The organism is Dokdonella sp. (assembly GCF_019634845.1).
Taxonomy (GTDB): Bacteria; Pseudomonadota; Gammaproteobacteria; order Xanthomonadales; family Rhodanobacteraceae; genus Dokdonella_A.
Genome location: NZ_JAHCAQ010000019.1, coordinates 32,200 through 54,256, shown reverse-complemented (window position 1 = coordinate 54,256; position 22,057 = coordinate 32,200). Strand labels below are relative to the sequence as shown.

General features: G+C 66.7%; 21 protein-coding genes. 11 read left to right on the top strand and 10 right to left on the bottom strand.

Going from position 1 to position 22,057, the window contains the following annotated elements; genetic code table 11:
- The first annotated feature begins 9 nt into the window (after nucleotides 1–9).
- Entirely contained in the window at nucleotides 10–2,091 is a 2,082-nt protein-coding gene (locus KF903_RS13080) for a UvrD-helicase domain-containing protein (protein WP_291215614.1), read from the top strand.
- Nucleotides 2,092–2,357: 266 nt separating this feature from the next.
- Here the strand turns inward: KF903_RS13080 and KF903_RS13075 are convergent, their stop codons facing one another.
- From KF903_RS13075 to rpmH, 5 genes are all read right to left on the bottom strand, one after another.
- Complete coding sequence (locus tag KF903_RS13075; protein WP_291215612.1) at nucleotides 2,358–3,794, bottom strand: amino acid permease; 1,437 nt, start codon at nucleotides 3,792–3,794, stop codon at nucleotides 2,358–2,360.
- A gap of 357 nt (nucleotides 3,795–4,151) precedes the next feature.
- Nucleotides 4,152–5,486: a tRNA uridine-5-carboxymethylaminomethyl(34) synthesis GTPase MnmE gene (gene mnmE / locus KF903_RS13070; RefSeq protein WP_291215610.1), complete on the bottom strand. Its 1,335-nt coding sequence runs from the start codon at nucleotides 5,484–5,486 to the stop codon at nucleotides 4,152–4,154.
- Between the two features lie 4 nt (nucleotides 5,487–5,490).
- Nucleotides 5,491–7,200, bottom strand: a complete 1,710-nt coding sequence (gene yidC, locus KF903_RS13065) for a membrane protein insertase YidC (protein ID WP_291215608.1) — start codon at nucleotides 7,198–7,200, stop codon at nucleotides 5,491–5,493.
- A gap of 118 nt (nucleotides 7,201–7,318) precedes the next feature.
- Nucleotides 7,319–7,702: a ribonuclease P protein component gene (rnpA, locus tag KF903_RS13060; protein WP_291215606.1), complete on the bottom strand. Its 384-nt coding sequence runs from the start codon at nucleotides 7,700–7,702 to the stop codon at nucleotides 7,319–7,321.
- 14 nt (nucleotides 7,703–7,716) lie between these two features.
- Nucleotides 7,717–7,857 (bottom strand): 50S ribosomal protein L34, encoded by a 141-nt coding sequence (rpmH, locus tag KF903_RS13055; protein ID WP_131993844.1) that lies wholly within the window; start codon nucleotides 7,855–7,857, stop codon nucleotides 7,717–7,719.
- Nucleotides 7,858–8,067: 210 nt separating this feature from the next.
- Here rpmH and dnaA point away from each other — a divergent pair, with 210 nt between their 5' ends.
- From dnaA to KF903_RS13030, 5 genes are all read left to right on the top strand, one after another.
- On the top strand, nucleotides 8,068–9,378 hold the full coding sequence (dnaA, locus tag KF903_RS13050; RefSeq protein WP_291215603.1) for a chromosomal replication initiator protein DnaA: 1,311 nt from the start codon (nucleotides 8,068–8,070) through the stop codon (nucleotides 9,376–9,378).
- Between the two features lie 209 nt (nucleotides 9,379–9,587).
- On the top strand, nucleotides 9,588–10,688 hold the full coding sequence (gene dnaN, locus KF903_RS13045) for a DNA polymerase III subunit beta (RefSeq protein WP_291215600.1): 1,101 nt from the start codon (nucleotides 9,588–9,590) through the stop codon (nucleotides 10,686–10,688).
- 31 nt (nucleotides 10,689–10,719) lie between these two features.
- Nucleotides 10,720–11,799, top strand: coding sequence for a DNA replication/repair protein RecF (recF, locus tag KF903_RS13040; RefSeq protein ID WP_291215597.1), 1,080 nt, complete (start codon nucleotides 10,720–10,722; stop codon nucleotides 11,797–11,799).
- Between the two features lie 45 nt (nucleotides 11,800–11,844).
- Nucleotides 11,845–14,253 carry a DNA topoisomerase (ATP-hydrolyzing) subunit B gene (gene gyrB / locus KF903_RS13035; protein ID WP_291215594.1) on the top strand — a complete coding sequence of 803 codons (2,409 nt, stop codon included), beginning with the start codon at nucleotides 11,845–11,847 and terminating at the stop codon, nucleotides 14,251–14,253.
- A gap of 153 nt (nucleotides 14,254–14,406) precedes the next feature.
- Entirely contained in the window at nucleotides 14,407–15,684 is a 1,278-nt protein-coding gene (locus tag KF903_RS13030; protein ID WP_291215592.1) for a tetratricopeptide repeat protein, read from the top strand.
- A 242-nt stretch (nucleotides 15,685–15,926) separates the two neighbouring features.
- On the opposite strand, the gene KF903_RS13025 is transcribed toward KF903_RS13030, so the two are convergent.
- Nucleotides 15,927–16,307 (bottom strand): hypothetical protein, encoded by a 381-nt coding sequence (locus KF903_RS13025; RefSeq protein ID WP_291215664.1) that lies wholly within the window; start codon nucleotides 16,305–16,307, stop codon nucleotides 15,927–15,929.
- Between KF903_RS13025 and KF903_RS13020 the strand changes: the two genes are divergently transcribed.
- From KF903_RS13020 to KF903_RS13005, 4 genes are all read left to right on the top strand, one after another.
- Nucleotides 16,231–16,569, top strand: coding sequence for an energy transducer TonB (locus KF903_RS13020; protein ID WP_291215662.1), 339 nt, complete (start codon nucleotides 16,231–16,233; stop codon nucleotides 16,567–16,569). The genes KF903_RS13025 and KF903_RS13020 overlap by 77 nt on opposite strands.
- Nucleotides 16,570–16,656: 87 nt before the next feature.
- A complete protein-coding gene (locus KF903_RS13015; RefSeq protein WP_291215659.1) occupies nucleotides 16,657–17,367 on the top strand; it encodes a MotA/TolQ/ExbB proton channel family protein in 711 nt (236 codons plus the stop codon).
- Between the two features lie 3 nt (nucleotides 17,368–17,370).
- On the top strand, nucleotides 17,371–17,790 hold the full coding sequence (locus tag KF903_RS13010) for a biopolymer transporter ExbD (RefSeq protein WP_291215589.1): 420 nt from the start codon (nucleotides 17,371–17,373) through the stop codon (nucleotides 17,788–17,790).
- 151 nt (nucleotides 17,791–17,941) lie between these two features.
- A complete protein-coding gene (locus tag KF903_RS13005; RefSeq protein ID WP_291215587.1) occupies nucleotides 17,942–18,346 on the top strand; it encodes a biopolymer transporter ExbD in 405 nt (134 codons plus the stop codon).
- Between the two features lie 10 nt (nucleotides 18,347–18,356).
- On the opposite strand, the gene KF903_RS13000 is transcribed toward KF903_RS13005, so the two are convergent.
- The 3 genes from KF903_RS13000 to KF903_RS12990 form a co-directional block, all read right to left on the bottom strand.
- Nucleotides 18,357–19,175, bottom strand: coding sequence for a pyridoxine 5'-phosphate synthase (locus KF903_RS13000; protein ID WP_291215584.1), 819 nt, complete (start codon nucleotides 19,173–19,175; stop codon nucleotides 18,357–18,359).
- 64 nt (nucleotides 19,176–19,239) lie between these two features.
- Nucleotides 19,240–19,890: a 4'-phosphopantetheinyl transferase superfamily protein gene (locus tag KF903_RS12995; RefSeq protein WP_291215581.1), complete on the bottom strand. Its 651-nt coding sequence runs from the start codon at nucleotides 19,888–19,890 to the stop codon at nucleotides 19,240–19,242.
- Nucleotides 19,891–19,923: 33 nt separating this feature from the next.
- Nucleotides 19,924–20,181, bottom strand: a complete 258-nt coding sequence (locus KF903_RS12990; RefSeq protein WP_291215579.1) for a hypothetical protein — start codon at nucleotides 20,179–20,181, stop codon at nucleotides 19,924–19,926.
- A gap of 138 nt (nucleotides 20,182–20,319) precedes the next feature.
- On the opposite strand from KF903_RS12990, the gene KF903_RS12985 reads away from it, so the two are divergent.
- Nucleotides 20,320–20,922: a DUF4126 domain-containing protein gene (locus tag KF903_RS12985; protein WP_291215576.1), complete on the top strand. Its 603-nt coding sequence runs from the start codon at nucleotides 20,320–20,322 to the stop codon at nucleotides 20,920–20,922.
- An 89-nt stretch (nucleotides 20,923–21,011) separates the two neighbouring features.
- On the opposite strand, the gene KF903_RS12980 is transcribed toward KF903_RS12985, so the two are convergent.
- The gene (locus KF903_RS12980; RefSeq protein WP_291215574.1) at nucleotides 21,012–22,043 is read right to left on the bottom strand and encodes a LysR family transcriptional regulator; all 1,032 of its coding nucleotides are present in this window, start codon (nucleotides 22,041–22,043) and stop codon (nucleotides 21,012–21,014) included.
- Between the last annotated feature and the right edge of the window lie 14 nt (nucleotides 22,044–22,057).

Below are 22,057 nucleotides of genomic sequence, written 5' to 3'. Positions count from 1 at the left end.
GACACGATGATGCAGAAAACAGTCAAAGTGGCGCTATCCGATGATTTCCTTCGCGCGTTTGCCGCGATCCCGCGCGACCGCCAGCAATCGGTTGTGAAGTTCATGGCGACATTCCGGCAGAACCCGATGTCGCCAGGAATCAACTACGAGAAAATCAACGATGCGGCGGATTCGCGCATGCGCTCGGTCCGGATCAGTATCGACTACCGCGGCATCGTGCTCAAGCCGAACCAGGGCGATGTCTATTGCCTGCTGTGGGTCGACAAGCACGACGATGCCTACGAATGGGCGCGCCGGCATAAGGTCGCGATCCATCCCGAGATCGGCACGATCCAGGTACTGGAGTCCAGTCATGGCCAGTCCATGACACCGGTGAAGGATCAGACAGGTCCGGAAGGCCTCTTTGCCAGCTTGAAGGATCGCGAGTTGCTACGCCTGGGCGTGCCGCAAGAGCAGCTGCAGCAGGTCCGGTCGATCGTCACGGCAGAGGAGCTTGAGGCTAGTCAGGCCAGATTGCCGGACGATGCGTTCGAGGCGCTGTACTTCTTCGCTGCCGGGGAGTCGTACGAATCGTTGGTGCGGGAACGCGAAGCACCGGTTCAGGTCGATCCCGAGGATTTTGCCGGCGCGTTGGAGCGCGATGGCAGCAAGCGTCACTTCGTCGTGATCACCGACGACCTCGATCTGGAAGGCATCCTGGCCGAGCCACTGGCGCGTTGGCGCGTCTTCCTGCATCCATCCCAGCGCAAGCTGGTTGAGCGCGACTGGAATGGGCCAGTGCGTGTGCTTGGCGGCGCAGGAACGGGCAAGACCGTGGCCGCCATGCATCGGGCCGTCTGGCTGGCGCGCAAGTTCATGGATGTGCCAGGCAAGCCGGTGCTGTTCACCACATTCACCCGGACTCTTGCCGACGACGTCCGATCGCAGATCGCCACCATCACCACGCCGGCCGAACGAGAAAAGATCGTGGTGGCGAACATCGACCAGTGGGCGCTATCGGTATTGCGTCGTGCGGGCTACCGGCACGAGCTGCTGTTTGACGGCTCCAAGCGTCGTGAGTTGTGGGAACGTGCGTTGACGCGCAAGCCGGACGATGCGCAGTTCCCGGATCCCTTCTATCAGGCGGAATTCGAGCGCGTCATCCTGCCGCAGGGGTGCGAGTCCGTGGACGACTACCTGCGCGCCAGCCGCGTGGGTCGTGGCCGCCAGCTGAGCCGCTCAGCGCGCCGAGGGTTGTGGCCGGTGTTTGCCGAGTACCGGGCGCAACTGAGAAGTGCCAATCTGCGGGAGCCCGAAGAGGCTTATCGCGATGCGCTGGCGATTCTGCAACAGAAAGGAATGTCGTTGAGCATCAGCTCGATTGTGGTTGACGAGGGCCAGGACCTGAGCCCCCAGGCCATGGCACTGCTGCGAGCCGCCGTTCCGGAGGGTCCGAACGACCTGTTCATAGTCGGTGACGCACATCAACGGATTTACCGTCACAAGGTGGCGCTATCGCGCATGGGAATCGATGTCCGAGGCCGAAGCCGCAAGCTTCGAGTGAATTATCGAACCACCGACGAAATCAGGAAGTGGGCGGTCGCCCAGCTGGCCAACTGCACGATCGACGACCTGGATGGGCAGCCGGACACGCTCGTCGGATATCACTCCTTGTCACACGGCCCGGCGCCCGAACTGGCAAGCAGCTCTTCGCGCGCCGACGAGCGGCGGGTCATCGAGACGGTTCTCGAGCGGCTGAAGGCCGACGGAATCCCGATGCGAAACGTCTGCCTGGTCACGAGGACCAACGCCGAAGCAAACGAGTACGCCCAGTGGTTGCATTCCACTGGGCGGGAGACGCTCAAGCTCGATCGCGGTACGCCCGACGATCAGGACAAGGCCGGCGTACGCGTGGCCACCATGCATCGTGTCAAGGGTCTTGAGTTCGATGCCGTGATCTTGGCGGGCTATCGCACGCCTGAGCACTACGCCAGAGAGTACGGTGAAGAAGAAGACGCTGGAGTCATGCTCGATAACCTGACCAGCGAGCGCTGTTTGCTACATGTTGCGGCTACGCGTGCCAAGAAATACCTATTGGTCAGCCGCATCTGACTTGCCATGGCTGCTGCTCGGGGGGACTTGGCGCCACATGGAATTGCGGCGCCGCTTGCTGCCGCACCTGCCACCGCGCAATCGCGTCGACGCTGCGCCTTTAACCAGCAGACAGGCTTCGTTTGACGCACAACGCGTAGTAACACCCAACGCGCCATCCATACGCCAGTCGCGCTGATGACTGAGGATTTGACGCATCCGCGCGTGCCGACGCTGGCGTTTGAACGAGTTGCGAAATCCGGACCGCGATGCGTCCCGCAGGCGCGTCAGGTGCCATCGGCGAGCTTGCTGTGCCGCAGACCATAGCCGAAGTAGACGATCAGCCCCAGGCACACCCACACGAGGAACACGAGCCAGGTCACCGCGGCCAGCTCAGTCAGCAGCCAGATCGAGAACAGGATGCCGAGCAACGGGACGAACGGCACCCATGGCGTGCGGAACGCGCGCTGCAGCTGCGGCTTGCGGATGCGCAGCAGGATCACCGAAGCGCAGATCACGATGAAGGCCGACAGCACGCCGATGTTGACGAGCTTGGCCACTTCGTCGAGCGGAAACAGCCCGGCCACCACCGCGGTGAATACGCCGAGCGCGAGCGTGGGCCGGTGCGGCGTGCCGTAGCGTGGATGCGGCTTGGCGAACCAGCCCGGCAGCAGGCCATCGCGCGAAAGCGCGAACCAGATCCGCGCGGCGCCGAGCATGAAGGCAAACAGCACGCTGATGAGGCCGAACACCGCAGCAGCGGAAATCGTCGCCGCGACCCAGTGCAGGCCCAGCCCCTTGAACGCATCGGCCACCGGCGCATCGGTATGCAGCGTCGAATAATGGGCGATGCCGGTCAGCACCATCGACACCGCCAGGTACATCGCCATCGAGATGCCGAGCGACAGCAGCACTGCGCGCGGCAGGTCGCGCTGCGGGTTCTTCGATTCTTCGGCCGCGGTGGTCAGGGTGTCGTAGCCGAACACGGCGAAGAACACCACGGCGGCCGCCGTGACAACGCCCTGATAACCGAAATGGGCGACGCCGTCGGCGCCGATCACACGCTCGGGGATGAACGGGTGCCAATTGGCCGGATTGACATAGAACACGCCCACGCCAAGCACGAGCAACACCGCGGCGACCTTGACCGCGACCACGAACGTGTTGAAGCGCGCGCCCCATTCGGTGCGGAAGATCAGCAGTGCCGCCACCGCCAACGTGATCGCCGCCGCGATCACGTTGAACACGCGTCCCTCACCGGTACCGATCGCGCCCTGTGCCCATACCGGCAGCGTGATACCGATGCTCGACAGGAAGGCTTGCACGTAGCCCGACCAGCCGATCGCGACCACCGCCACGATCAGCGCATATTCGAGCAACAGGTCCCAACCGATCAGCCAGGCGATGAGCTCACCGAGCGTGGCGTAGCTGTAGGTATAGGCGCTACCGGTAACCGGGATGAGCCCCGCGAACTCGGCGTAGCACAGCGCCGCCGCCGCACTGGCGATGCCCGCGATGATGAAGGACAGCGCAACCGCCGGCCCGGCGTTGAGTGCCGCCTGCTGCCCCGCCAGCACGAACACGCCCACGCCGATGATGCCGCCGATGCCGATCGCCGTGAGCTGCCATACGCCGAGCACGCGGCGAAAGTCGTGGCGCGAGCCGATCTCGGCCTGCAACTGCTCGACCGACTTGTGACGCAGCAAACGGGCGATCAGACTCATGCGCAGGGCTCCGGCTGGGCGAAGCGCCGATCATAGCGGCAAGCGCGCGCGCCGATGGCAAGCGGCCGGCGGCTGCGCCTCATCCTGCTGCTGGCCAAGCGCCGCTGCCGCATCCGCGCTGCGCGGCTCCGCGGCCGGGGTTCTCGACTGCGCAACACGGAGAAGCGGCGAAACAGCGCGGCTGGGAGCGCCCGCGCCAGCATCCGCACCATCGACATCGGCGTGGCACCGCTGGGCTCGCCCTCCAGGACCACCGGGCCGAGTGCCACAAACGGATGCTCGCCAATTCGAGTCTCCGTTGCGGCGCCGATGCAAGGCGATCAGGGAAGCACCGCGCCAGCTGCGCTGACATCGTGCTCACTTGCCGATGCAGAACGCAGCGAAGATCGCGCCGAGCAGATCATCACTGGTGAATTCCCCCGTGATCTCGCCGATCGCGTGCTGGGCCTGGCGCAGTTCCTCGGCGGCCAGTTCGGCATGGCCCTCGTGCAGGGCCTGCTGCGCGGCGTCGAGCGCGCACTCGGCGCGCCGCAGTGCCTCGACGTGGCGGGCGCGCGCGCTGAAGGTGCCGGCGCTGGCGTCGCCGACACCGGCGTGTCGACGCAGTTCGGCGCGCAGCAGGTCGAGGCCTTCGCCGCTGCGTACCGACAGGTAGAGGTGGTTGCCATTCGCGTGCGGCTCGAGGCGCGCCCTGCCTTGTCCACCAAGATCGATCTTGTTGTGGACGACGAGGCGCGGCAGTGCCGCGGGCAGCGCCGGCGGCGTCTGCGTGCTGTCGGCATCGAGCATGACGATCGCAAGATCGGCGCGTTGCAGTTCGGCCTCGGCGCGGCGCACGCCTTCGCGTTCGACCACATCGGCGGTGTCGCGCAAGCCTGCAGTGTCGGCCAGGGTCAGGGCGATGCCGTCGAGTTCGATCGACTCGCGCAGCACGTCGCGCGTGGTGCCGGCGATGTCGGTGACGATGGCGCGTTCGCTCGCGGCGAGCGCATTGAGCAGGCTCGACTTGCCGACGTTCGGCGCGCCGACGATGACGACATGCAGGCCATCGACGAGACGTTGGCCGCGCTGCGCCGCTGCGAGCAGGTCGGTGAGCGCGTCGCGCAGTGCGGCCAGCTCGGCCGTGAGGGCGGCATCGGCGAGGAAGTCGATGTCCTCGTCGGAGAAGTCGATGGTGGCCTCGATCCAGCTGCGCAGACGCACGAGCGCGCTGGTGAGCGCGTTGGCGCGCCGCGAGAACTCGCCGTCGAGGCTGCGTTGCGCCGCGCGCGCTGCGGCCAGCGAAGTGCTGGCGATGAGATCGGCCACCGCTTCGGCCTGGGCCAGGTCGAGCTTGCCGTTGAGGAAGGCCCGTTGCGTGAACTCGCCTGGCCGCGCCGCGCGCGCGCCGAGCTCGATCACGCGTGCGAGCAGCGCCTGCAGCACGATGGGGTTGCCGTGCGCCTGCAGTTCGACCACGTCCTCGCCGGTGTAGGAGCGCGGCTGCGCAAACGCCAGCAGCAGACCGCGGTCGATGAGTTCGCCGGTGGCGTCGCGGAAACTCGCGACGTGCGCGTGGCGTTCGCGCGGCATGCGGCCGAGCAGGGCCTGGGCGATGGCGAGTGCGCGCGGACCGGAGATGCGCAGCACGCCGACGCCGGCACCGCCCGGCGCAGTGGCGATCGCCGCGATCGTGTCGCTCGCGGCGCTCATGGCATCAGGCGGCGGCCGCCTTGTCGCCGCGCTCGATGCGCCGCGTGATGATCCACTGCTGCAGCAGGCCCAGACCGCCGTTGACGACGTAATACAGCACGAGGCCGGCCGGGAAGAACGCGAACAGCACCGAGAACACGACCGGCATGATCTTCATCATCTTGGCCTGGGTCGGGTCCATTCCCGTCATCGGCGTCAGGTGCTGAGTGGCGACCATGACGATGGCGTTGAGCACCGGCAGGACAAAATACGGATCGGGCGCGCTGAGGTTGTGCAGCCAACCGACGAACGACGCCTGGCGCAGCTCGACGCTTTCGATCAGCACCCAGTACAGGGCGAAGAACACCGGGATCTGGATCAGCATCGGCAGGCAGCCGGCCAGCGGGTTGACCTTTTCCTTCTGGAACAGCTCCATCTGCGCGGCGGCGAATTTCTGGCGGTCGTCGCCATAGCGTTCCTTGAGCGCCGCCAGGCGTGGCTGCAGCTTGCGCATCTTGGCGCTCGAGCGGTATTGCGCCTCGCTGAGCTTGAAGAACAGCGCCTTGATCAGCAGCACCAGCAGGATGATGGCCAGGCCCCAGTTGCCGGTGAGCTTGTGCAGTTTCGTGAGCAGCCAATGCAGCGGGTCGGCGATGATCGTGAACACGCCATAGTCGACCGTGAGCGCCAGGCCCGGCGCCACCTGATCGAGCGTGGCCTGCAACTTGGGGCCGACATACAGGCGCGCGCTGCTGGTCTGGCTCTGGCCGGGCGCGACCGTGATGAGCGGCGACATCGCGCGCACGAGATAGCGCGCGCCGGCGGGACTCTTGATCTCGCTGGTGGTGTAGGTGTCGGTTTCCTGCGCCGGCGGAATCCACGCGGCGAAGAAATAGTGCTGCAGCATCGCCGCCCAGCCACCGGCAAAGTTCTTGTTGAGCGGCTCCTTGAGGAAATGGTCGAACTTGAGCTTCTCGAACTTGTCGGCGGGGCTGTAGATGGCCGCCCCCGCGTAGCTGTAGCGATCGATGTTGGCGTAACCCTTGATGCCCGAGCCGTCGATGATCGGCGGCACGCGCTGCAACTGGCGATAGGCATTGCCGCTCCAGGGCGTGCTGCCGTCGTTGCTGATTTCCTCGCGCTGGTCGATGACGTAGCTGCCGCGGTGGAACGTGAACACCTTGCGCACGCTGAGGCCGGCCGCGTCGCGCCACACCAGCGGCACATCGATGCTGTCGGCGCTGCCGAGCGTGTAGTCGTGCCGGTCGACCGTGTAGGCGGCGGTGTGGTCGGGGGCGGGCATGCTGCTGCCCTGGGTGGCGATGAGGCCGCTCTGGGCCACGAACCAGGTGGCGTTGGCGCGGTCGAGCAGGCGCACCGGATGCTCGGGGTGCTTGGGTTGCAGCGGATAGGCGAGCAGGTCGGCAACCACGATGTTGCCGCCACGCGGATCGATTTCTACGCGCAGCACATCGGTGGTGACGACGACGCTGGCGCTCGGCGCCTGCTCGGCGGGCTCGGCGCTGCCGGTGTCGGGTGGGATGGCGGCTGGCTGCGGCGCAGTGCCGGCGACTGGTGTCTCGCCGTTGGCGGTCGCGGCAACGCTGCTGGCCTGGCCGGTGCCCGCCGTCGCCGCGGGAGGAGCTGGGGCGCGATAGTCCTGCTCCCACTGCATCCACATCAGGTAGATGATGAACAGCAGGGCGATGAAGAGGATGTTGCGGGTGCTCGTCATGTCGGTCGGTTAGCGGCGATGGGGAAGCGACCGACCATCGCCAGTGACGCCCGATGGCAGCGTGGCAGATGGAGCTCGGCAGCAGGACAGCGGACTGCGGCGCCTCGCGACGCGCGGATCAGCCGCGCATTGTGCCGGTCGCTTCGCCCGCATTCAACGCCGCAATGCGCTGCCACAACTGTTGCAGCTCGGCATGCAGGCGCGCGTTGTCGGCGGCGGCGGCCGGCGGATTGGCGATGATGAGGATGTCGCGGGCGCCGAGCAGGTGGCGATGACGACGGAAGCTGTCACGCGTGATGCGCTTGATGCGGTTGCGCTGCACGGCGAGCTTGGAGACTCGCCGCGACACCGCCAGACCGAGCCGTGCGCCGCCGCCGGCATTGGCCTTGACCTGGGCGCTGAGATGGGGTCCGCTCAGACGCCGGCTGCCGCTCTTGAGCGCGGCGAAGTCGCGTGGCGTCAGCAGGCGCGCCGCACGCGGGTGGCGCGCTGACGCGATCACGGCGCAGGGTTGAATCAGACGGCCAGGCGCTTGCGGCCCTTGGCACGACGGGCGTTGATGACCTTGCGGCCGCCGCGGGTCTTCATGCGGGCACGGAAGCCGTGGTCGCGGACGCGCTTGAGATTGCTGGGCTGGTAAGTGCGCTTGGTGGCCATGGTCGTGGCTGCGTTGGAAAAAAAGGGTGCAAATCATAGGTTTCTGGCGGCGCAGCGTCAAGCGACCGATCATCAGGGCGGTCCGGGCGGTGCGCCGCGAGGGCCGCTGCGGCTGGCTGGCCGCGAGTTCTGCACAAGTTGTCCACACTGCTATGCTGCATGGTCCATCCGCCTGCTTCGGCGCGGAGCGCATCCGGACCCCGATTCGACATGAGTGAACTTTGGCAGCGCTGCCTCGCGCGGCTCGAAGCGCAGTTGAGCGCCGACGACATCCACACCTACCTGGCGCCGTTGCAGGCCGCGCAGGACGCTGAGGCGCTGACCTTGTGGGCCCCCAATCCCTACACGCTCGACACCGTGCGCGAGCGCTTCCTGGCGCCGGTGCAGGAGATCCTGGCACAACTGGCGGGGGCACCGGTTGCGGTGGAACTGCGCCTGGGCACGCGCCAGGTGGCGGCCACGCGCGCCGAGCCGCGCCCGCGCAGCGCCGAGCGCAACGAGGATTCCAAACTCAACGAGCACTACACCTTCGAGACCTTCGTCGAGGGCAAGTCCAACCAGCTCGGCAAGGCCGCCGCGATGCAGGTGGCGCAGAACCCCGGCCGCGCCTACAACCCGCTGCTGCTGTATGGCGGCACCGGCCTGGGCAAGACCCATCTCATGCACGCGGCCGGCAACCTCATGCGTGCCAACCGCCCCGACATGAAGATCCTGTACCTGCATTCGGAGGATTTCGTGTCGGGCATGGTGCGCGCGCTGCAGCAGAAGAACATGGACGGCTTCAAGCGCCGCTTCCGCTCGGTCGATGCGCTGCTGATCGACGACATCCAGTTCTTCGCGGGCAAGGAGACCACTCAGGAAGAGTTCTTCCATACCTTCAACGCGCTCTTCGAAGGCAAGCAGCAGATCATCCTGACTTGCGATCGTTACCCCAAGGAAGTGGACAAGCTCGAGCCGCGTCTGAAATCGCGGCTGGGTTGGGGTCTGTCGGTGGCGATCGAGCCGCCCGATTTCGAGACGCGGGCGGCGATCCTGTTGTCGAAGGCCCAGAGCAAGGGTGTCGACCTGCCCGAATCGGTGGCGGCGCTGATCGCCAAGCGGTTGCGCTCGCATGTGCGCGACCTCGAAGGCGCGCTCAACACGCTGATCGCGCGCGCCAACTTCGTCGGTCGGCCGATCACGCAGGAATTTGCCCAGGAAACGCTGCGCGACCTGCTGACGGTGCATGCGCAGGCGATCTCGATCCCCAACATCCAGAAGGTCGTGGCAGACTACTACCAGATGCGCGTTGTCGACCTGTTGTCCAAGCGCCGCAGCCGTTCGATCGCGCGGCCACGGCAGATGGCGATGACGCTGGCCAAGGAACTGACCGAACACAGCCTGCCCGAGATCGGGGATGCTTTCGGAGGGCGCGACCATACGACAGTGCTGCACGCCTGCCGCACGGTTCGCGACCTGCGCGAGAGCGACGGCAAGCTGCGGCAGGACTGGGACAAGCTGATCCGCCAACTGACGGGCTGAACCGTGTTGGCAACGCGGGGACAGTCTGTGGACAGTTTGCGGCACTCGTGTTATCCACAATTCGCGCACAGCCGGCAGGCGCGTTTCCACAGCGCCGCATGTTTTAGCAAGTTATTGATATACAAATAAAAATAAGACTTGTTCGAGTAGCCCACAAGACCCACAACCACGTACTACTCCACATCAAAGAAAAACAGGAACGGCAGACCATGCGCTTCAGCATCCAGAGAGAGACCCTACTCAAGCGGTTGCAACATGTCGTGGGTGTGGTCGAACGTCGCCAGACCCTGCCGGTACTGGCCAACCTGCTGCTCGTGGTCGATACCGAAGGCGTCACGCTGACGGGTACCGACCTGGAAGTGGAAATGTGCGCGCGGACCGCGGCCGACGATCTGGTCGCCGGAGAAACCACGGTCCCGGCGCGCAAGTTGTTCGACATCTGCCGCGCGCTGCCCGATGGCTGCAAGATCAAGCTCGAGCGCAGCGGCGAGCGCGTGGTGGTCAACGCCGGGCGCAGTCGCTTCACGCTGGCGACGCTCCCCGCCACCGAGTTCCCGACCATCGAATCGATCGAGGTGGTGGAGCGGGTGGCGCTGTCCGAAGCGGCGCTCAAGGAAGTGATGGAGCGCACCGCGTTCGCGATGGCGCAGCAGGATGTGCGCTACTACCTCAATGGCATGCTGCTCGACCTGCGCGAACACAGCCTGCGCTGCGTGGCCACCGACGGCCACCGGCTGGCGATGGCGGAGACGCGCTTCGAGAGCAAGGTCAGTGCACCGCGCCAGGTCATCGTGCCGCGCAAGGGCATCGGCGAACTGCAGGGATTGTTCGAAGCCGGTGAGACCGCGATCGAGCTCGAGTTCGCGCGCAATCACCTGCGCGTGCGGCGCAACGACGTCACCTTCACCTCCAAGCTCATCGATGGCCGATTCCCCGACTACGAGGCGGTGATTCCGATCGGTGCCGACAAGGAAGTGCGCGTGCAGCGCGACGAACTGCGCGCCTCACTGCAGCGCGCAGCGATCCTGTCCAACGAGAAATACCGCGGCGTCAAGCTCGAGGTGTCGCCCAATCGATTGCGCATCGTGGCCCACAACCCGGAGCAGGAAGAGGCGGTCGAGGAGATCGAGGCGCGCACCGGCGTGGCCGAGCTCAACGTCGGCTTCAACGTCAATTACCTGCTCGATGCGCTCGGCGCGCTCCAATCCGAGGAAGTGCTGCTGTGCTTGCGCGACGGCCAGTCGAGCTGCCTGTTGCGCAAGCCCGATTCCGACGACACGCGCCACGTGGTGATGCCGCTGCGGCTGTGACGGGGCTGCGCCCTGACCGGCGCCGCCGGCCGTGATCCTGACCCGGCTGCGGCTGGCCAACCTGAGGCTGTTCGAAAGCCTCGACCTGGAACTTGCGCCGGGGTGGAACCTGTTCACCGGCGGCAACGGCGCCGGCAAGACGACGATCCTCGAAGCGGCCTGCCTGCTGTCGCACGGACGATCATTCCGCAGCGCCAGTCACGACGCACTGGTGCGCGCCGGCTGCGCCGGCTATTCGGTCTACGGCGACATCGAGCTTGGCGAGCTCGCATTCGGCGTCGGCATCGCGCGCGACAGTGGGCGCCTGCAGGCTCGCGTCGCCGGGCAGACCGTTCCCGTCGGCGAGCTCATGCGGCAGACCGCGGTGCTGTGCTTCGAGCCGGGCTCGCACGAGCTGCTCGGTGGTGGGTCCGAAGGGCGCCGCCGCTTCCTCGATTGGGGCGTGTTCCACGTGGAACACGAGCTGCTGCCAGTCTGGTCGCGCTACCAGCGCGCCTTGCGCCAACGCAACGCGCTGCTGCGAGCAGCAGCCAGCGATGCGGAACTGGCGGCCTGGAACCACGAGTTGGCGCGCAGCGGTGAACCCTTGTCGGCGATGCGCCAGCGTTACTTCACGGTGCTGGCCCAGGCGGCCGAACCGTTGCTCGACGACCTGTTGGCCGAACTGGGACCGGCGCGGCTGTCGTTCAGCGCGGGGCACGATCTGAGCCAGCCCTTGCTCGATGAGCTCGAGCGGCGCCAGGGCAGGGACCGCGAGCGCGGCCACACCACGCGCGGTCCGCATCGAGCCGACTGGAGCCTGAGCTTCGAGCGCGCGCCGAGTCGTGAACACTGGTCACGCGGGCAGGAAAAGCTCGCCGCCTTCGCGTTGCTGATGGCCCAGGCCGGTTGCCATGCCGCGAGCCATCGACGGCAGCGGCCCGTGCTGTGTCTCGATGACGTCGCGTCCGAAATCGACCAGGCCCATCTGCGGCGGGTGCTCGACATGGTCGAGCGCAGTGGTTCCCAGGTTCTCGTGACGGCAACCGAGCCAATCGACCTGCTCACGCGGCGCGCCGAAACGGTCGCCGTGTTCCACGTGGAACAGGCCACTGCGCAACGACTGCTATAATCGACAACTTGCACTGCACCGTGCCTGCAGCTGCGCGGAGAACCCATGAGCGACCAGTACGATTCAAGTAAAATCAAGGTCTTGAAAGGTCTTGAGGCCGTGCGCAAGCGCCCCGGCATGTACATCGGCGACACCGATGACGGCACTGGCCTGCACCACATGGTGTTCGAAGTCGTCGACAACTCGATCGACGAAGCCCTGGCGGGCTATTGCGACCACGTCATCGTGACGATCCACAACGACGGCTCGGTGAGCGTCGCCGACAACGGCCGCGGCATTCCGGTCGGCATCCAGGCGGACGAGGGGCGCTCGGCGGCCGAGGTGGTGATGACCGTGCTGCACGCCGGCGGCAAGTTTGACGACAACAGCTACAAGGTGTCCGGTGGCCTGCACGGCGTGGGCGTGTCGGTGGTCAACGCGCTGTCGGACCACCTGTTGCTGACGATCCACCGCGACGGCAACGAACATCAGCAGGAATACGCCGACGGTGAGCCGCTGTATCCGCTCAAGGTGGTGGGGCCAAGCAGCAAGCGCGGCACGACCGTGCGCTTCCACCCCAGCAGCAAGACCTTCTCCAACATCGAGTTCCATTACGAGGTGCTGGCCAAGCGCCTGCGCGAGCTGTCGTTCCTCAATTCCGGCGTCAAGATCGAGCTGGTGGACAAACGCGCCGATCGGCGCGACGTGTTCCAGTACGAGGGCGGAATCCGCTCCTTCGTCGAGCATCTGGCCCAGCTCAAGACCCCGCTGCACGCCAAGGTCATCCATTTTTCGGCGCAGCACGAGGGCACCACGGTCGAGGTGGCCATGCAGTGGACCGATGCCTATCAGGAAACCGTGTTCTGCTACACCAACAACATCCCGCAGCGTGACGGCGGCACCCATCTGGCCGGTTTCCGCGGCGCGCTGACGCGGACCCTGTCGAGCTACATCGAGAAGGCGGGTCTGCAGAAGACGGCCAAGGTGGCGCTGTCGGGCGACGACATGCGCGAGGGTCTCATCGCGGTGCTGTCGGTCAAGGTGCACGATCCCAAGTTCTCCTCGCAGACCAAGGACAAGCTCGTCTCCAGCGAGGTCAAGGGCATCGTCGAGGGCATCGTCAACGAAAAGCTCGATGAATACCTGCTCGAGAATCCCGCCGAGGCGCGCGCGATCTCGGCCAAGGTGGTCGATGCCGCGCGCGCCCGCGAGGCCGCGCGCAAGGCGCGCGAGATGACGCGCCGCAAGGGCGCGCTCGACATCGCCGGCCTGCCCGGCAAGCTGGCGGATTGCCAGGAGCGTGATCCGGCGCTGTCGGAGCTGTTCATCGTCGAGGGCGACTCGGCTGGTGGCTCGGCCAAGCAGGGCCGCAACCGCAAGAACCAGGCCATCCTGCCGCTCAAGGGCAAGATCCTCAACGTCGAGCGCGCGCGCTTCGATCGCATGCTCGGCTCGGCGGAAGTGGGCACCCTCATCACCGCGCTGGGCACCGGCATCGGCAAGGACGAGTTCAACATCGACAAGCTGCGCTACCACCACATCATCATCATGACCGATGCCGATGTGGACGGCTCGCACATCCGCACCTTGCTGCTGACATTCTTCTACCGGCAGATGCCCGCCCTGATCGAGCGCGGCCACGTCTACATCGGCCTGCCGCCGCTGTACAAGCTCAAGCAGGGCAAGCAGGAGCTCTACCTCAAGGACGATGCCGCGCTCAACGAGTACCTGATCGCCAGCGCGATCGATGGCGCCGAACTCGCCTATGTGCCCGATGCGCCGGCCGTCAACGGCGCCGGCCTGGAAGGATTGATGACGACCTGGCGCGCCGCGCTCGACCAGATCGAGCGACTGTCGTTCCGCTACGACGAGGGACTGCTGCGCGCACTGCTCGACGCGCCCCAGGACGCCTCGACCTGGACCGACACCGCGGCGCTCGACGCCTGGCTTGCGCGGCTCGCGGCATCGCTGGCGGCATCGGGGCTGGGCAAGCCGCGCTATGCGCTGCGCGTCCAGCCTGCCAGTGGCGAGCATGGTCCGGCGCTGGTGGTCGACCGCGACCAGCATGGCCTGCGCCATACCCAGCTGCTGCCGGCCAGCCTGCTCGGTTCGGGCGAGTTCAAGCCGCTGCGTGAAGCCGCGGCGCAGGCGGCCAGCCTGATCCAGCCGGGCGCACTGGTACGGCGTGGCGGCAAGAGTCGCGGCGTCGTCAATTTCGGCCAGGTCTTCGACTGGCTCATGGACGAAGCCAAGCGGGGCCGCACGATCCAGCGCTTCAAGGGTCTGGGCGAAATGAATCCCGAGCAGCTGTGGGAAACCACGGTCAACCCGGAGACGCGCCGTTTGTTGCAGGTCAGCATCGAGGATGCGGTCGCCGCCGACCAGATCTTCTCGACGCTGATGGGCGATGTGGTCGAGCCGCGTCGCGAGTTCATCGAGCACAATGCGCTGCGCGTGGCCAATCTGGACGTCTGAACGGCCATTTGTCCGCACCACGCGGGCGTCCTCATGTTGCACGGCAGCATCGATCGGGCCGCGCCGCGCTTGTGTGTCTTGCCAGCGCGGCGGTACGCTGGCGTCGGCGTCGGCGTCGATCGACGATATCTTTCGTACAAGCAAGGTGAAGGCATGAAACGGTGGAACCTGATCGTGGTGGCGTTGTGCGCCCTGTGCATGGCGTTTTCGGCAACGACCTTCGCGCGTGAGGCGAAGAAGCCCGAAAACAAGTACCCGCACTCGACGCGCCAGGAACCCAAGGTGTCGATGTCGCCGAGCGACCAGACCGCACTCAACAAGGCGGCCGACCTGCTCAATGACGGCAAGGACAGCCAGGCCCAGCCCTATGTCGAGAAGGTGCTCGGCAACGCCAAGGCCAGCCCCTATGCGCAGGCCTTCGCCCACGAGCTGCTCGGCGGCATCCATTGGAATGCCGACAAGCCCGACGATGCGATCGCCGAGTACCGCAAGGCGCTGGAATTGAATGCGCTGCCCAACAACACCCAGTTCGACCTCATGTATCGCCTGGCGCAAAGCCAGCTGCAGAGCGAGAAGTACGAGGACGCGATCGCCACGCTGGCCGACTGGGAGAAGCAATCGGGCGCGCAGACGGCCGACGAACTGGCGCTCAAGGCCAATGCCTATTACCGCGTCGACAAGTTCCAGGACGCGGTCGACACGATGAAGAAAGCGCTGGCGATGAGCGACAAGCCCAACGACAGCTGGATGCAGATCCTCATGGGCAGCTACTTCGAGCTCAACCAGTTCGATGAGGCCGCCGCGATCGTGAAGGCGCAGCTGCAGAAGGACCCCGGCAACAAGAAGCTGCTCAACCAGCTCTCGCAGATCTACATCCAGGCCGACAAGCCCGATCAGGCGCTGCAGGTGCTGGCCAAGGCCAAGAGCGACGGCCTGATCACCACCAGCGACGATTACCTGCAACTGGCCAAGCTCTATGCCCTGGCCGACAAGCCCAAGGATGGCGCCGCGGCGCTCAAGGAAGGTTTCGACAAGAACATCGTGCAGGGCAACTACGACACCTGGAAGCTGCAGGGTGACCTGTGCATGCAGGCCGAGGACGATGCCTGTGCGATCGACGCCTACACCAAGGCATCGGCGCAGGCCAAGGATGGCAACGTCGACTACCAGCTCGGTTACCTGCAGTACTACGCCGGCAATTCCGCCCAGGCGGTCGAAGCGTTCAATCGCGCCCTCAGCAAGGGCGGCTTGCGCCAGGAAGGCGAGACCTACCTGCTGCGTGGCGACGCCAAGAACGAGCTCGGCCAAGGCGCCGCAGCGCAGAGTGACTGGCAGAAGGCTGCCACCTACCCGAGCGCCAAGACGATGGCCGACCAGCGCCTCAAGGCGATCAAGGCCGGTGTCAAGATCACTCGCGGCAAGAAGAACTGACCCCGTCGCGCGCGATGGCGCGTTGCCATCGTCGCGACAATTTCCGCCGCTTTAGAAACCGACCGCCAGCAAGCGCCCAGTCCCACAAACCAGGTTCGACCCGCTTGTCGGACTGGTGCGCGCTGTTGTACCGTGTCGGACTTGCGTTTTTCCGCCTGGACCTCGAGGGGTCGAAGCCGGGCAGCGCAGGGGGCGGCCGCTCGGACTCTATCTCGTTGGTCAATACTGATGGCAGACACTTCTCAACCTGACGGCAATCGGTTCAGTTGGCAGCGCGTGACTGCCTTCACCTGCGCGTTTGCCCTGCACGCCTTCGCGTTCGCGATGATGATGGCACCGATTGCGCCGCCGCCGCTCAAGGACAAGACCGTCGACAAGAAGGTCATGGTCGAGTTCATCGAGCCGCCGCCGCCACCGCCGCCGCCACCACCGCCGCCGCCCGAGCCGCCGAAGAAGCCGCCGCCGAAGGTCGTGGAAAAGATCCAGCCGCCGCCGAAGGCGCCACCGCCGCCGCCTGCGCCGCCGATCGTCGAGGAAGCCTCGCCGATGTCGGTGCCTGCGCCGCCGCCGGCTCCGCCTGCGCCGCCGCCGCCGCCGGCCGACATCGCGCCGAGCGAAAACATCAGCTACCGTAAGTTGCGTCCGCCGCGGTATCCGCCGCAGGCGTTGCGCCAGCGCCAGCAGGGCAAGGTCCTGCTCAAGGTTCTGGTCGGCGTCGATGGTAGTCCGCAGGAGATCACGGTGCAGAGGAGCAGCGGTTCGCGCCTGCTCGACCAGGCCGCGATCGAGGCAGTCAGGAACTGGAGATTCAATCCAGGTTCGAAGGGTGGGCAGCCCGCACCGGGTTATGCCTTGGTTCCGATTGATTTCAACTTGAGCGAGTAGGGTAGCGCCATGCAGCAAGAAGCCTCTCAGTCACCCGCAGCGGCCCAGTCTGCTGTCGTTCCCGGTAGCGGCGGCAACGCCGCTGCGATGAGCCAGATGGGGTTCCACGACCTCATCAACAACTTCGACGTCCTCGGTTGGATCGTCTTCGTCACGCTGGTCGTGATGTCGGTGTCGTCGATCTACTTCATCGTCGCCAACTTCCTGCGCAACAGCATGATCCGCTCGCGCATGGAAAAGGTCATCGGCACGTTCTGGGATACGCCCTCGGCGCAAGACGCCGTGCGTTTCCTCGAGGACCAGCCCAAGAGCGAACCGTTCTCGAAGATCGCGCTCGAGGCCGCCCAGGCCGCCGCGCACCACCAGCGCAATGAAGGCAGCCGCCTGGTCGAGGCCCTCAACCGCTCGGAGTTCATCGATCGTGCGCTGCGCCAGGCCGTGGCCCGCGAGAGCCTGCGTCTGGAAGGCGGCATGACCCTGCTCGCCACGGTCGGCTCGTCGGCGCCGTTCGTCGGTCTGCTCGGTACCGTGTGGGGCATCTACCACGCGCTGATCAAGATCGCCGCGTCGGGCAACGCCTCGATGGAAGCCGTGGCCGGTCCGGTCGGCGAAGCGCTGATCATGACCGCGTTCGGTCTGTTCGTCGCCATCCCGGCGGTGCTGGGATACAACTTCTACGTGCGTTCGAACCGCGTGATCTATGCCCGCTTCGACGAATTTGCGCACGACCTGCACGACTTCTTCGCGACGGGTTCGCGCGTTGAAGCGGGCGTCGCGCCGGTAGCAGCGAGGAAGTAAGCCATGGGCATGAGTGCAGGTGGATCGGGCGGTGGCCCGATGGCGGAAATCAACGTCACGCCGCTCGTCGACGTGATGCTCGTGCTGCTGATCATCTTCATGATCACGGCGCCGTTGATGTCGCACAAGATCCGGATCGACCTGCCGCAGGCCAATCCGAACGTGATTCAGGACACCCCGCCGGAACCGATCGATCTGGCGATCAAGGAGAACGGTGACCTGTTCTGGAACGACGAACCGGTCACCGAGGCGATCCTGCAGGCGCAGTTGCGCGTGGCGGCGCAGAAGAATCCGCAGCCCGAGCTGCAGATCCGCGCCGACAAGCCGACTCAGTGGCAGAAGATCGCAACCGTCATGGCGGAAGCCAAGAGCGCGGGCATGGTCAAGCTCGGCTTCATGACCACGGGCTCCGGCGACCAGTAGCCGACGGCTGCAGTCCGACCCTTGAACGGCGCCGCACGACCTGCGGCGCCGTTTCCTTTTGCGCGACCGTGCACGACGCGGCACGGTCGCTTGCCGCAGGCGGTGCCACAGGCGTAGGCTGAGCTCGTGTTCCGGGCCAACGGGGACTGCGATGAGCGCGAACGCCTATCGGATGCATGCCGCCCATGCACAGGCCGAGATCAACGTCACCCCACTCATCGACGTCCTGCTCGCGCTCGTCGTGATCCTCATGATCGCGGCGCCGCTGACGATGAAGAAGCTCGCGCTGCCGCTGCAGGGGCAGTCCACGGCGGTCGGCGAGCCGCGCATCGCAAGGTTGGCGATCCTCGCCACCGGCGAGCTGTTCCTCGATGGCAGCGCGGTCAACCGCGTCGAGCTTGCCGCGATCCTCGAGCGCTGGGCCGACGCAGCCGAGCCGCCGGTATTGGCGATCCACGCCGATCGCGACACCCGTTACGACCAGGTCGCCGCCACGCTCGACATCGCCCGCCACAGCGGGCTGGCAGGAATCCGCGTCGAGGGCCTTGGCCGCTAGCGATCTACGCTCAGGGCGTGGCGTGCGGGCCGTTCACGATGGCCAGATACGCGCGCACGGTGGCGTCGAGTCCGGCGTACAGCGCCTCGCCGATGAGGGCATGGCCGATCGAGACCTCGGCCAGGAACGGAATCGCCGCAAGCAGCGCGCCGAGATTGCGCTGGTCGAGGTCATGCCCGGCGTTGACGCCCAGTCCGGCCGCGCGGGCGCGATTCGCGGTGGCGACGCAATCGGCCAGCGCCGCGCCGTGATCACCCGCGGCAAAGGCGCGCGCATAGGCTTCGGTGTAGAGCTCGACGCGATCGGCGCCGAGTGCGGCGGCGCGTTCCACCTCGGCCACGTCGGGATCGACGAACAGGCTCACGCGGCAACCCAGTGCCTTGAAGGCATGCACCAAAGGTTGCAGGCGCGCACCGTCGCGCGCGAGATCGAAGCCATGGTCGGAGGTGAGCTGGGCGTCGCCGTCAGGCACCAGCGTGACCTGCGCCGGCCGCGCACGGCGAACTAGTTCGAGAAGTCCCGGATAGCCCGCGCGCGGCGGCGCGAACGGGTTGCCCTCGATGTTGAGTTCCACGCCCGCGCATTGCGCGCCGGCAGCCACTGACGCCGCGCCATCGGCGACCGCGCGCTGGCGCGCGGCCAGTTCGGCCGCGAGCCGCTCCACGTCATCGGTGCGGATGTGGCGTTGGTCGGGCCGCGGATGCACGGTGATGCCGTGGCAGCCGGCCGCCATGGCCACGCGCGCGGCCGCGACCGGGTCGGGCAGCGCGTGGCCGCGAGAGTTGCGCAATACGGCGATCTTGTTGATGTTGACACTGAGCGCAGTCATCGGGCGATGATCGCGCAAGCCCCGCAGCGTGTCGATGCGCGGACCTCGCCGTCGCGCTGGCGCCTCAAGCCACGCGCAGCTGTCGCACGCGGCGCGAGCGACCCTGCCAGGCCAGGCAACCGGTCACCTCCGGCGCAGGCGCGAACGCATGCAGGCGCCAGTCCGCGGCGTCGCTCGCCGCGCGCAGCGTCCAGCTCAGCGTCGACGGCTCGAGTGCGAAAGGGATTCGATCGAGCCCAAACGAAAGTCCGTCGCCGAGCGCCTTGAGCAGCGCTTCCTTGTGCGTCCACAAGGCGACAAACGCATCCAGCTGCAGCGCCGCCGGCAGTTCCGCCAGCGCCGCCGCCTCGTCGGCGTGGAAGAAGCGCCGCGCCACCTCGAGCACGCTCACGCGACGCCCGCGCGCTTCAATGTCCACGCCCAGCGGCTGGGCCCAGGCGAACGCGAGCATGACGTGGCCCGGACAGTGGCTGAGGTTGAACTGCAGCGGCACCTTGCCGGCGAGGCGGGGCTTGCCCTTGGCATCCACCTCGAGCACGGGCTCGGCGCCCGCCAGATAGCCGCGCAGCAGGCGCAGCAGGCCATCGCGCGCCTGCGCGCGCAACGCCCGCGCAGCGGGCAGCGCCAGCGGCATGTGCCACAAGTGGATCTCGTCTGCACCAAGGGCAGGCGGTGCGCTGCAGCGGATGAAGCCGCTGTGCTCGGGATCAGCCATCGACCCGCTCGCGGCCGCGTGCGGCAGGCCGAATCAAGCCGGTGGATCGAGCTTGGCCGGCGCGCGCTGGCCGCCCGCCGCAGGCTTCGCAGCGCGCGCGCCGCTCATCGCGGCAAGCTGTTCGGGAGAGGCCATCGAGGTTTCGGGTCGCGACACCGACGAGACGCGGTCGCCAACAAGCGCGAGAATGAAGCCGATGAACGCGATCAGTCCCACCGGCAGTGCGATGCCGAGCGCAAGCGCACTGCGCGTGGTCATCACAACGACAAAGCAGAGCAGGCCAATGGCCAACAGAATCCAGCGCAGCATGGGTCACCCGCGACACGCAACGACAGGCGCAAAGCTAGCAGAAAGCGGCCATCCCGCGCAGCGCCGCCGGTCGCGGCAAAGCTGCCGATCGGCAGCCGCGCGAAGCTCGGGGCTGCGCGCATGACGCCGCTGGCCGAACTCGCGCTTGCCGGCGCCATGGCCTGGGGCAGCGGCATCCGTCTCTACGCGACCGTGCTGCTGGTCGGCGTGCTCGGACACTATGGCTATCTCGAACTGCCGACGGCGCTGCACGTGCTGCAGCACCCGCTCGTGATCGGTACCGCCGCCGTGATGACGGTGGGTGAGTTCCTCGCCGACAAGGTTCCGGCCTTCGATTCGGCCTGGGATGCCCTGCATACCGTGGTGCGCATTCCCGCCGGCGCCCTGCTCGCCTGGGGCGCGTTCGGCGACGCCACGCCCGCCGTGCAGGTGGCGGCGGCGCTGGGCGGCGGACTCATCAGTGGCGGCACCCATCTGGCCAAGGCCGGCGGCCGGGCGCTCATCAACACCTCGCCCGAGCCGCTCAGCAACTGGACCGCGAGCGCGGGCGAGGATGGGCTCGTGCTGGCCGGCCTGTGGCTCGCCATCGCGCATCCGGTCGCCTTCCTCATCTTGCTGGCCCTGTTCCTGCTCGTGCTGGCATGGCTGTTGCCCAAGCTCGTGCGCCTGCTGGCGGGGCTGCTGCGCCGGCTGCGGCGCGGCGTCGCCGGCGCCCGGCGCTGAGCGGCAGTCGCGTCAGCAACCCGACCGCCAGGCCACGCCCGGCGGCGCGCGGTTCGCAGCGGCAGGCGCGATGACGGCCGGACGCGTCGTCAGCGCTCGGAGGGTCCGGTGCCCGCACCGTCGCCACGACGGCCGAACAGGTTGGGACGCAGCAGGTCGAGGAATGCGCGCGCCTCGCTGCCGAGCAACTTGCCCTTGCGCACGATCACGCCATAGCTGCGGCGTGGAAACAGCGCGCGCAGGTTGCGCACGCACAAGCGCGCGTGGTCGTCCTCCTGCACGCACAGGTCGGGCACCACCGAGATCCCGAGCCCCTGGGCGACGTAGCGCTTGATGACATCCCAGCCGCCGACCTCGATGCTCACGTGGAACGGCAACTTGTGCTGCTGGAACACGAGATCGACGAGCTGGAACGTGGTCTGGCGATGCGGCGGCAGCACGAGACCGTGCGGCGACAGATCCTCGAGGCGGATCTCGGCCAACTGCGCCAGCGGATGGTCGAGCGGCGCGATCAGCAGCGGGTCGCAGGTCTGCAGCACCTCGTAGGCCAGATCCTGCGGCACGTCGAGCAACGAACCGATCGCGATGTCGACCTGATCGCTGCGCAACTGGGCGATCCCGTCGCTGCCGACGACGCTGCGCAGTTGCACGTGCACTTCCGGATGGCGAGCGCGGAACGCGGCGATCCATGGCGGCAGCAGGTACTGGCCGGTCGAGGCGCCGACCGCAATGCGCAATTCGCCGCCGGCCAGCCCCTTGCAGCGCGCGTGGAAGCGCCGATCGAGCGTCTCGAGTCCCTCCACCAGCGGCAGGGCGAGCTCGTACAGCGCCTGGCCCTCGCGCGTGGGCGCCACCCGTCGCCGTCGTCGTTCGATCAGCGCCACGCCCAGTTCCGCCTCCAGCGCGCGCAACTGCAGGCTGACCGAAGGCTGCGACAGGAACAGCGCCTCGGCGGCCCGCGACAGCGTGCCAAGCTTGACGATCATGCAGAACGCACGCAGCTGCTTGAGCCGGCTGCCCTTGTAATAGAACCGCGTTGCAACATCAGTCCGTTCGGCGCCTGCGGCGCCTCGCGAACCTGACTTTGTCCGCGATTTACGCACCAACCTTGGTTTTTTCATGCAGGATCAAGTAC

Excerpts from the sequence above, each read along its gene's own strand:
- KF903_RS13080 (WP_291215614.1), top strand. The coding sequence starts at position 10 with ATGCAGAAAACAGTCAAAGTGGCGCTATCCGATGATTTCCTTCGCGCG.
- KF903_RS13075 (WP_291215612.1), bottom strand. The coding sequence starts at position 3,794 with ATGAGTCTGATCGCCCGTTTGCTGCGTCACAAGTCGGTCGAGCAGTTG.
- mnmE (WP_291215610.1), bottom strand. The coding sequence starts at position 5,486 with ATGAGCGCCGCGAGCGACACGATCGCGGCGATCGCCACTGCGCCGGGC.
- yidC (WP_291215608.1), bottom strand. The coding sequence starts at position 7,200 with ATGACGAGCACCCGCAACATCCTCTTCATCGCCCTGCTGTTCATCATC.
- rpmH (WP_131993844.1), bottom strand. The coding sequence starts at position 7,857 with ATGGCCACCAAGCGCACTTACCAGCCCAGCAATCTCAAGCGCGTCCGC.
- dnaA (WP_291215603.1), top strand. The coding sequence starts at position 8,068 with ATGAGTGAACTTTGGCAGCGCTGCCTCGCGCGGCTCGAAGCGCAGTTG.
- dnaN (WP_291215600.1), top strand. The coding sequence starts at position 9,588 with ATGCGCTTCAGCATCCAGAGAGAGACCCTACTCAAGCGGTTGCAACAT.
- gyrB (WP_291215594.1), top strand. The coding sequence starts at position 11,845 with ATGAGCGACCAGTACGATTCAAGTAAAATCAAGGTCTTGAAAGGTCTT.
- KF903_RS13030 (WP_291215592.1), top strand. The coding sequence starts at position 14,407 with ATGAAACGGTGGAACCTGATCGTGGTGGCGTTGTGCGCCCTGTGCATG.
- KF903_RS13020 (WP_291215662.1), top strand. The coding sequence starts at position 16,231 with ATGTCGGTGCCTGCGCCGCCGCCGGCTCCGCCTGCGCCGCCGCCGCCG.
- KF903_RS13025 (WP_291215664.1), bottom strand. The coding sequence starts at position 16,307 with ATGTTTTCGCTCGGCGCGATGTCGGCCGGCGGCGGCGGCGGCGCAGGC.
- KF903_RS13015 (WP_291215659.1), top strand. The coding sequence starts at position 16,657 with ATGAGCCAGATGGGGTTCCACGACCTCATCAACAACTTCGACGTCCTC.
- KF903_RS13010 (WP_291215589.1), top strand. The coding sequence starts at position 17,371 with ATGGGCATGAGTGCAGGTGGATCGGGCGGTGGCCCGATGGCGGAAATC.
- KF903_RS13005 (WP_291215587.1), top strand. The coding sequence starts at position 17,942 with ATGAGCGCGAACGCCTATCGGATGCATGCCGCCCATGCACAGGCCGAG.
- KF903_RS13000 (WP_291215584.1), bottom strand. The coding sequence starts at position 19,175 with ATGACTGCGCTCAGTGTCAACATCAACAAGATCGCCGTATTGCGCAAC.
- KF903_RS12995 (WP_291215581.1), bottom strand. The coding sequence starts at position 19,890 with ATGGCTGATCCCGAGCACAGCGGCTTCATCCGCTGCAGCGCACCGCCT.
- KF903_RS12985 (WP_291215576.1), top strand. The coding sequence starts at position 20,320 with ATGACGCCGCTGGCCGAACTCGCGCTTGCCGGCGCCATGGCCTGGGGC.
- KF903_RS12980 (WP_291215574.1), bottom strand. The coding sequence starts at position 22,043 with ATGAAAAAACCAAGGTTGGTGCGTAAATCGCGGACAAAGTCAGGTTCG.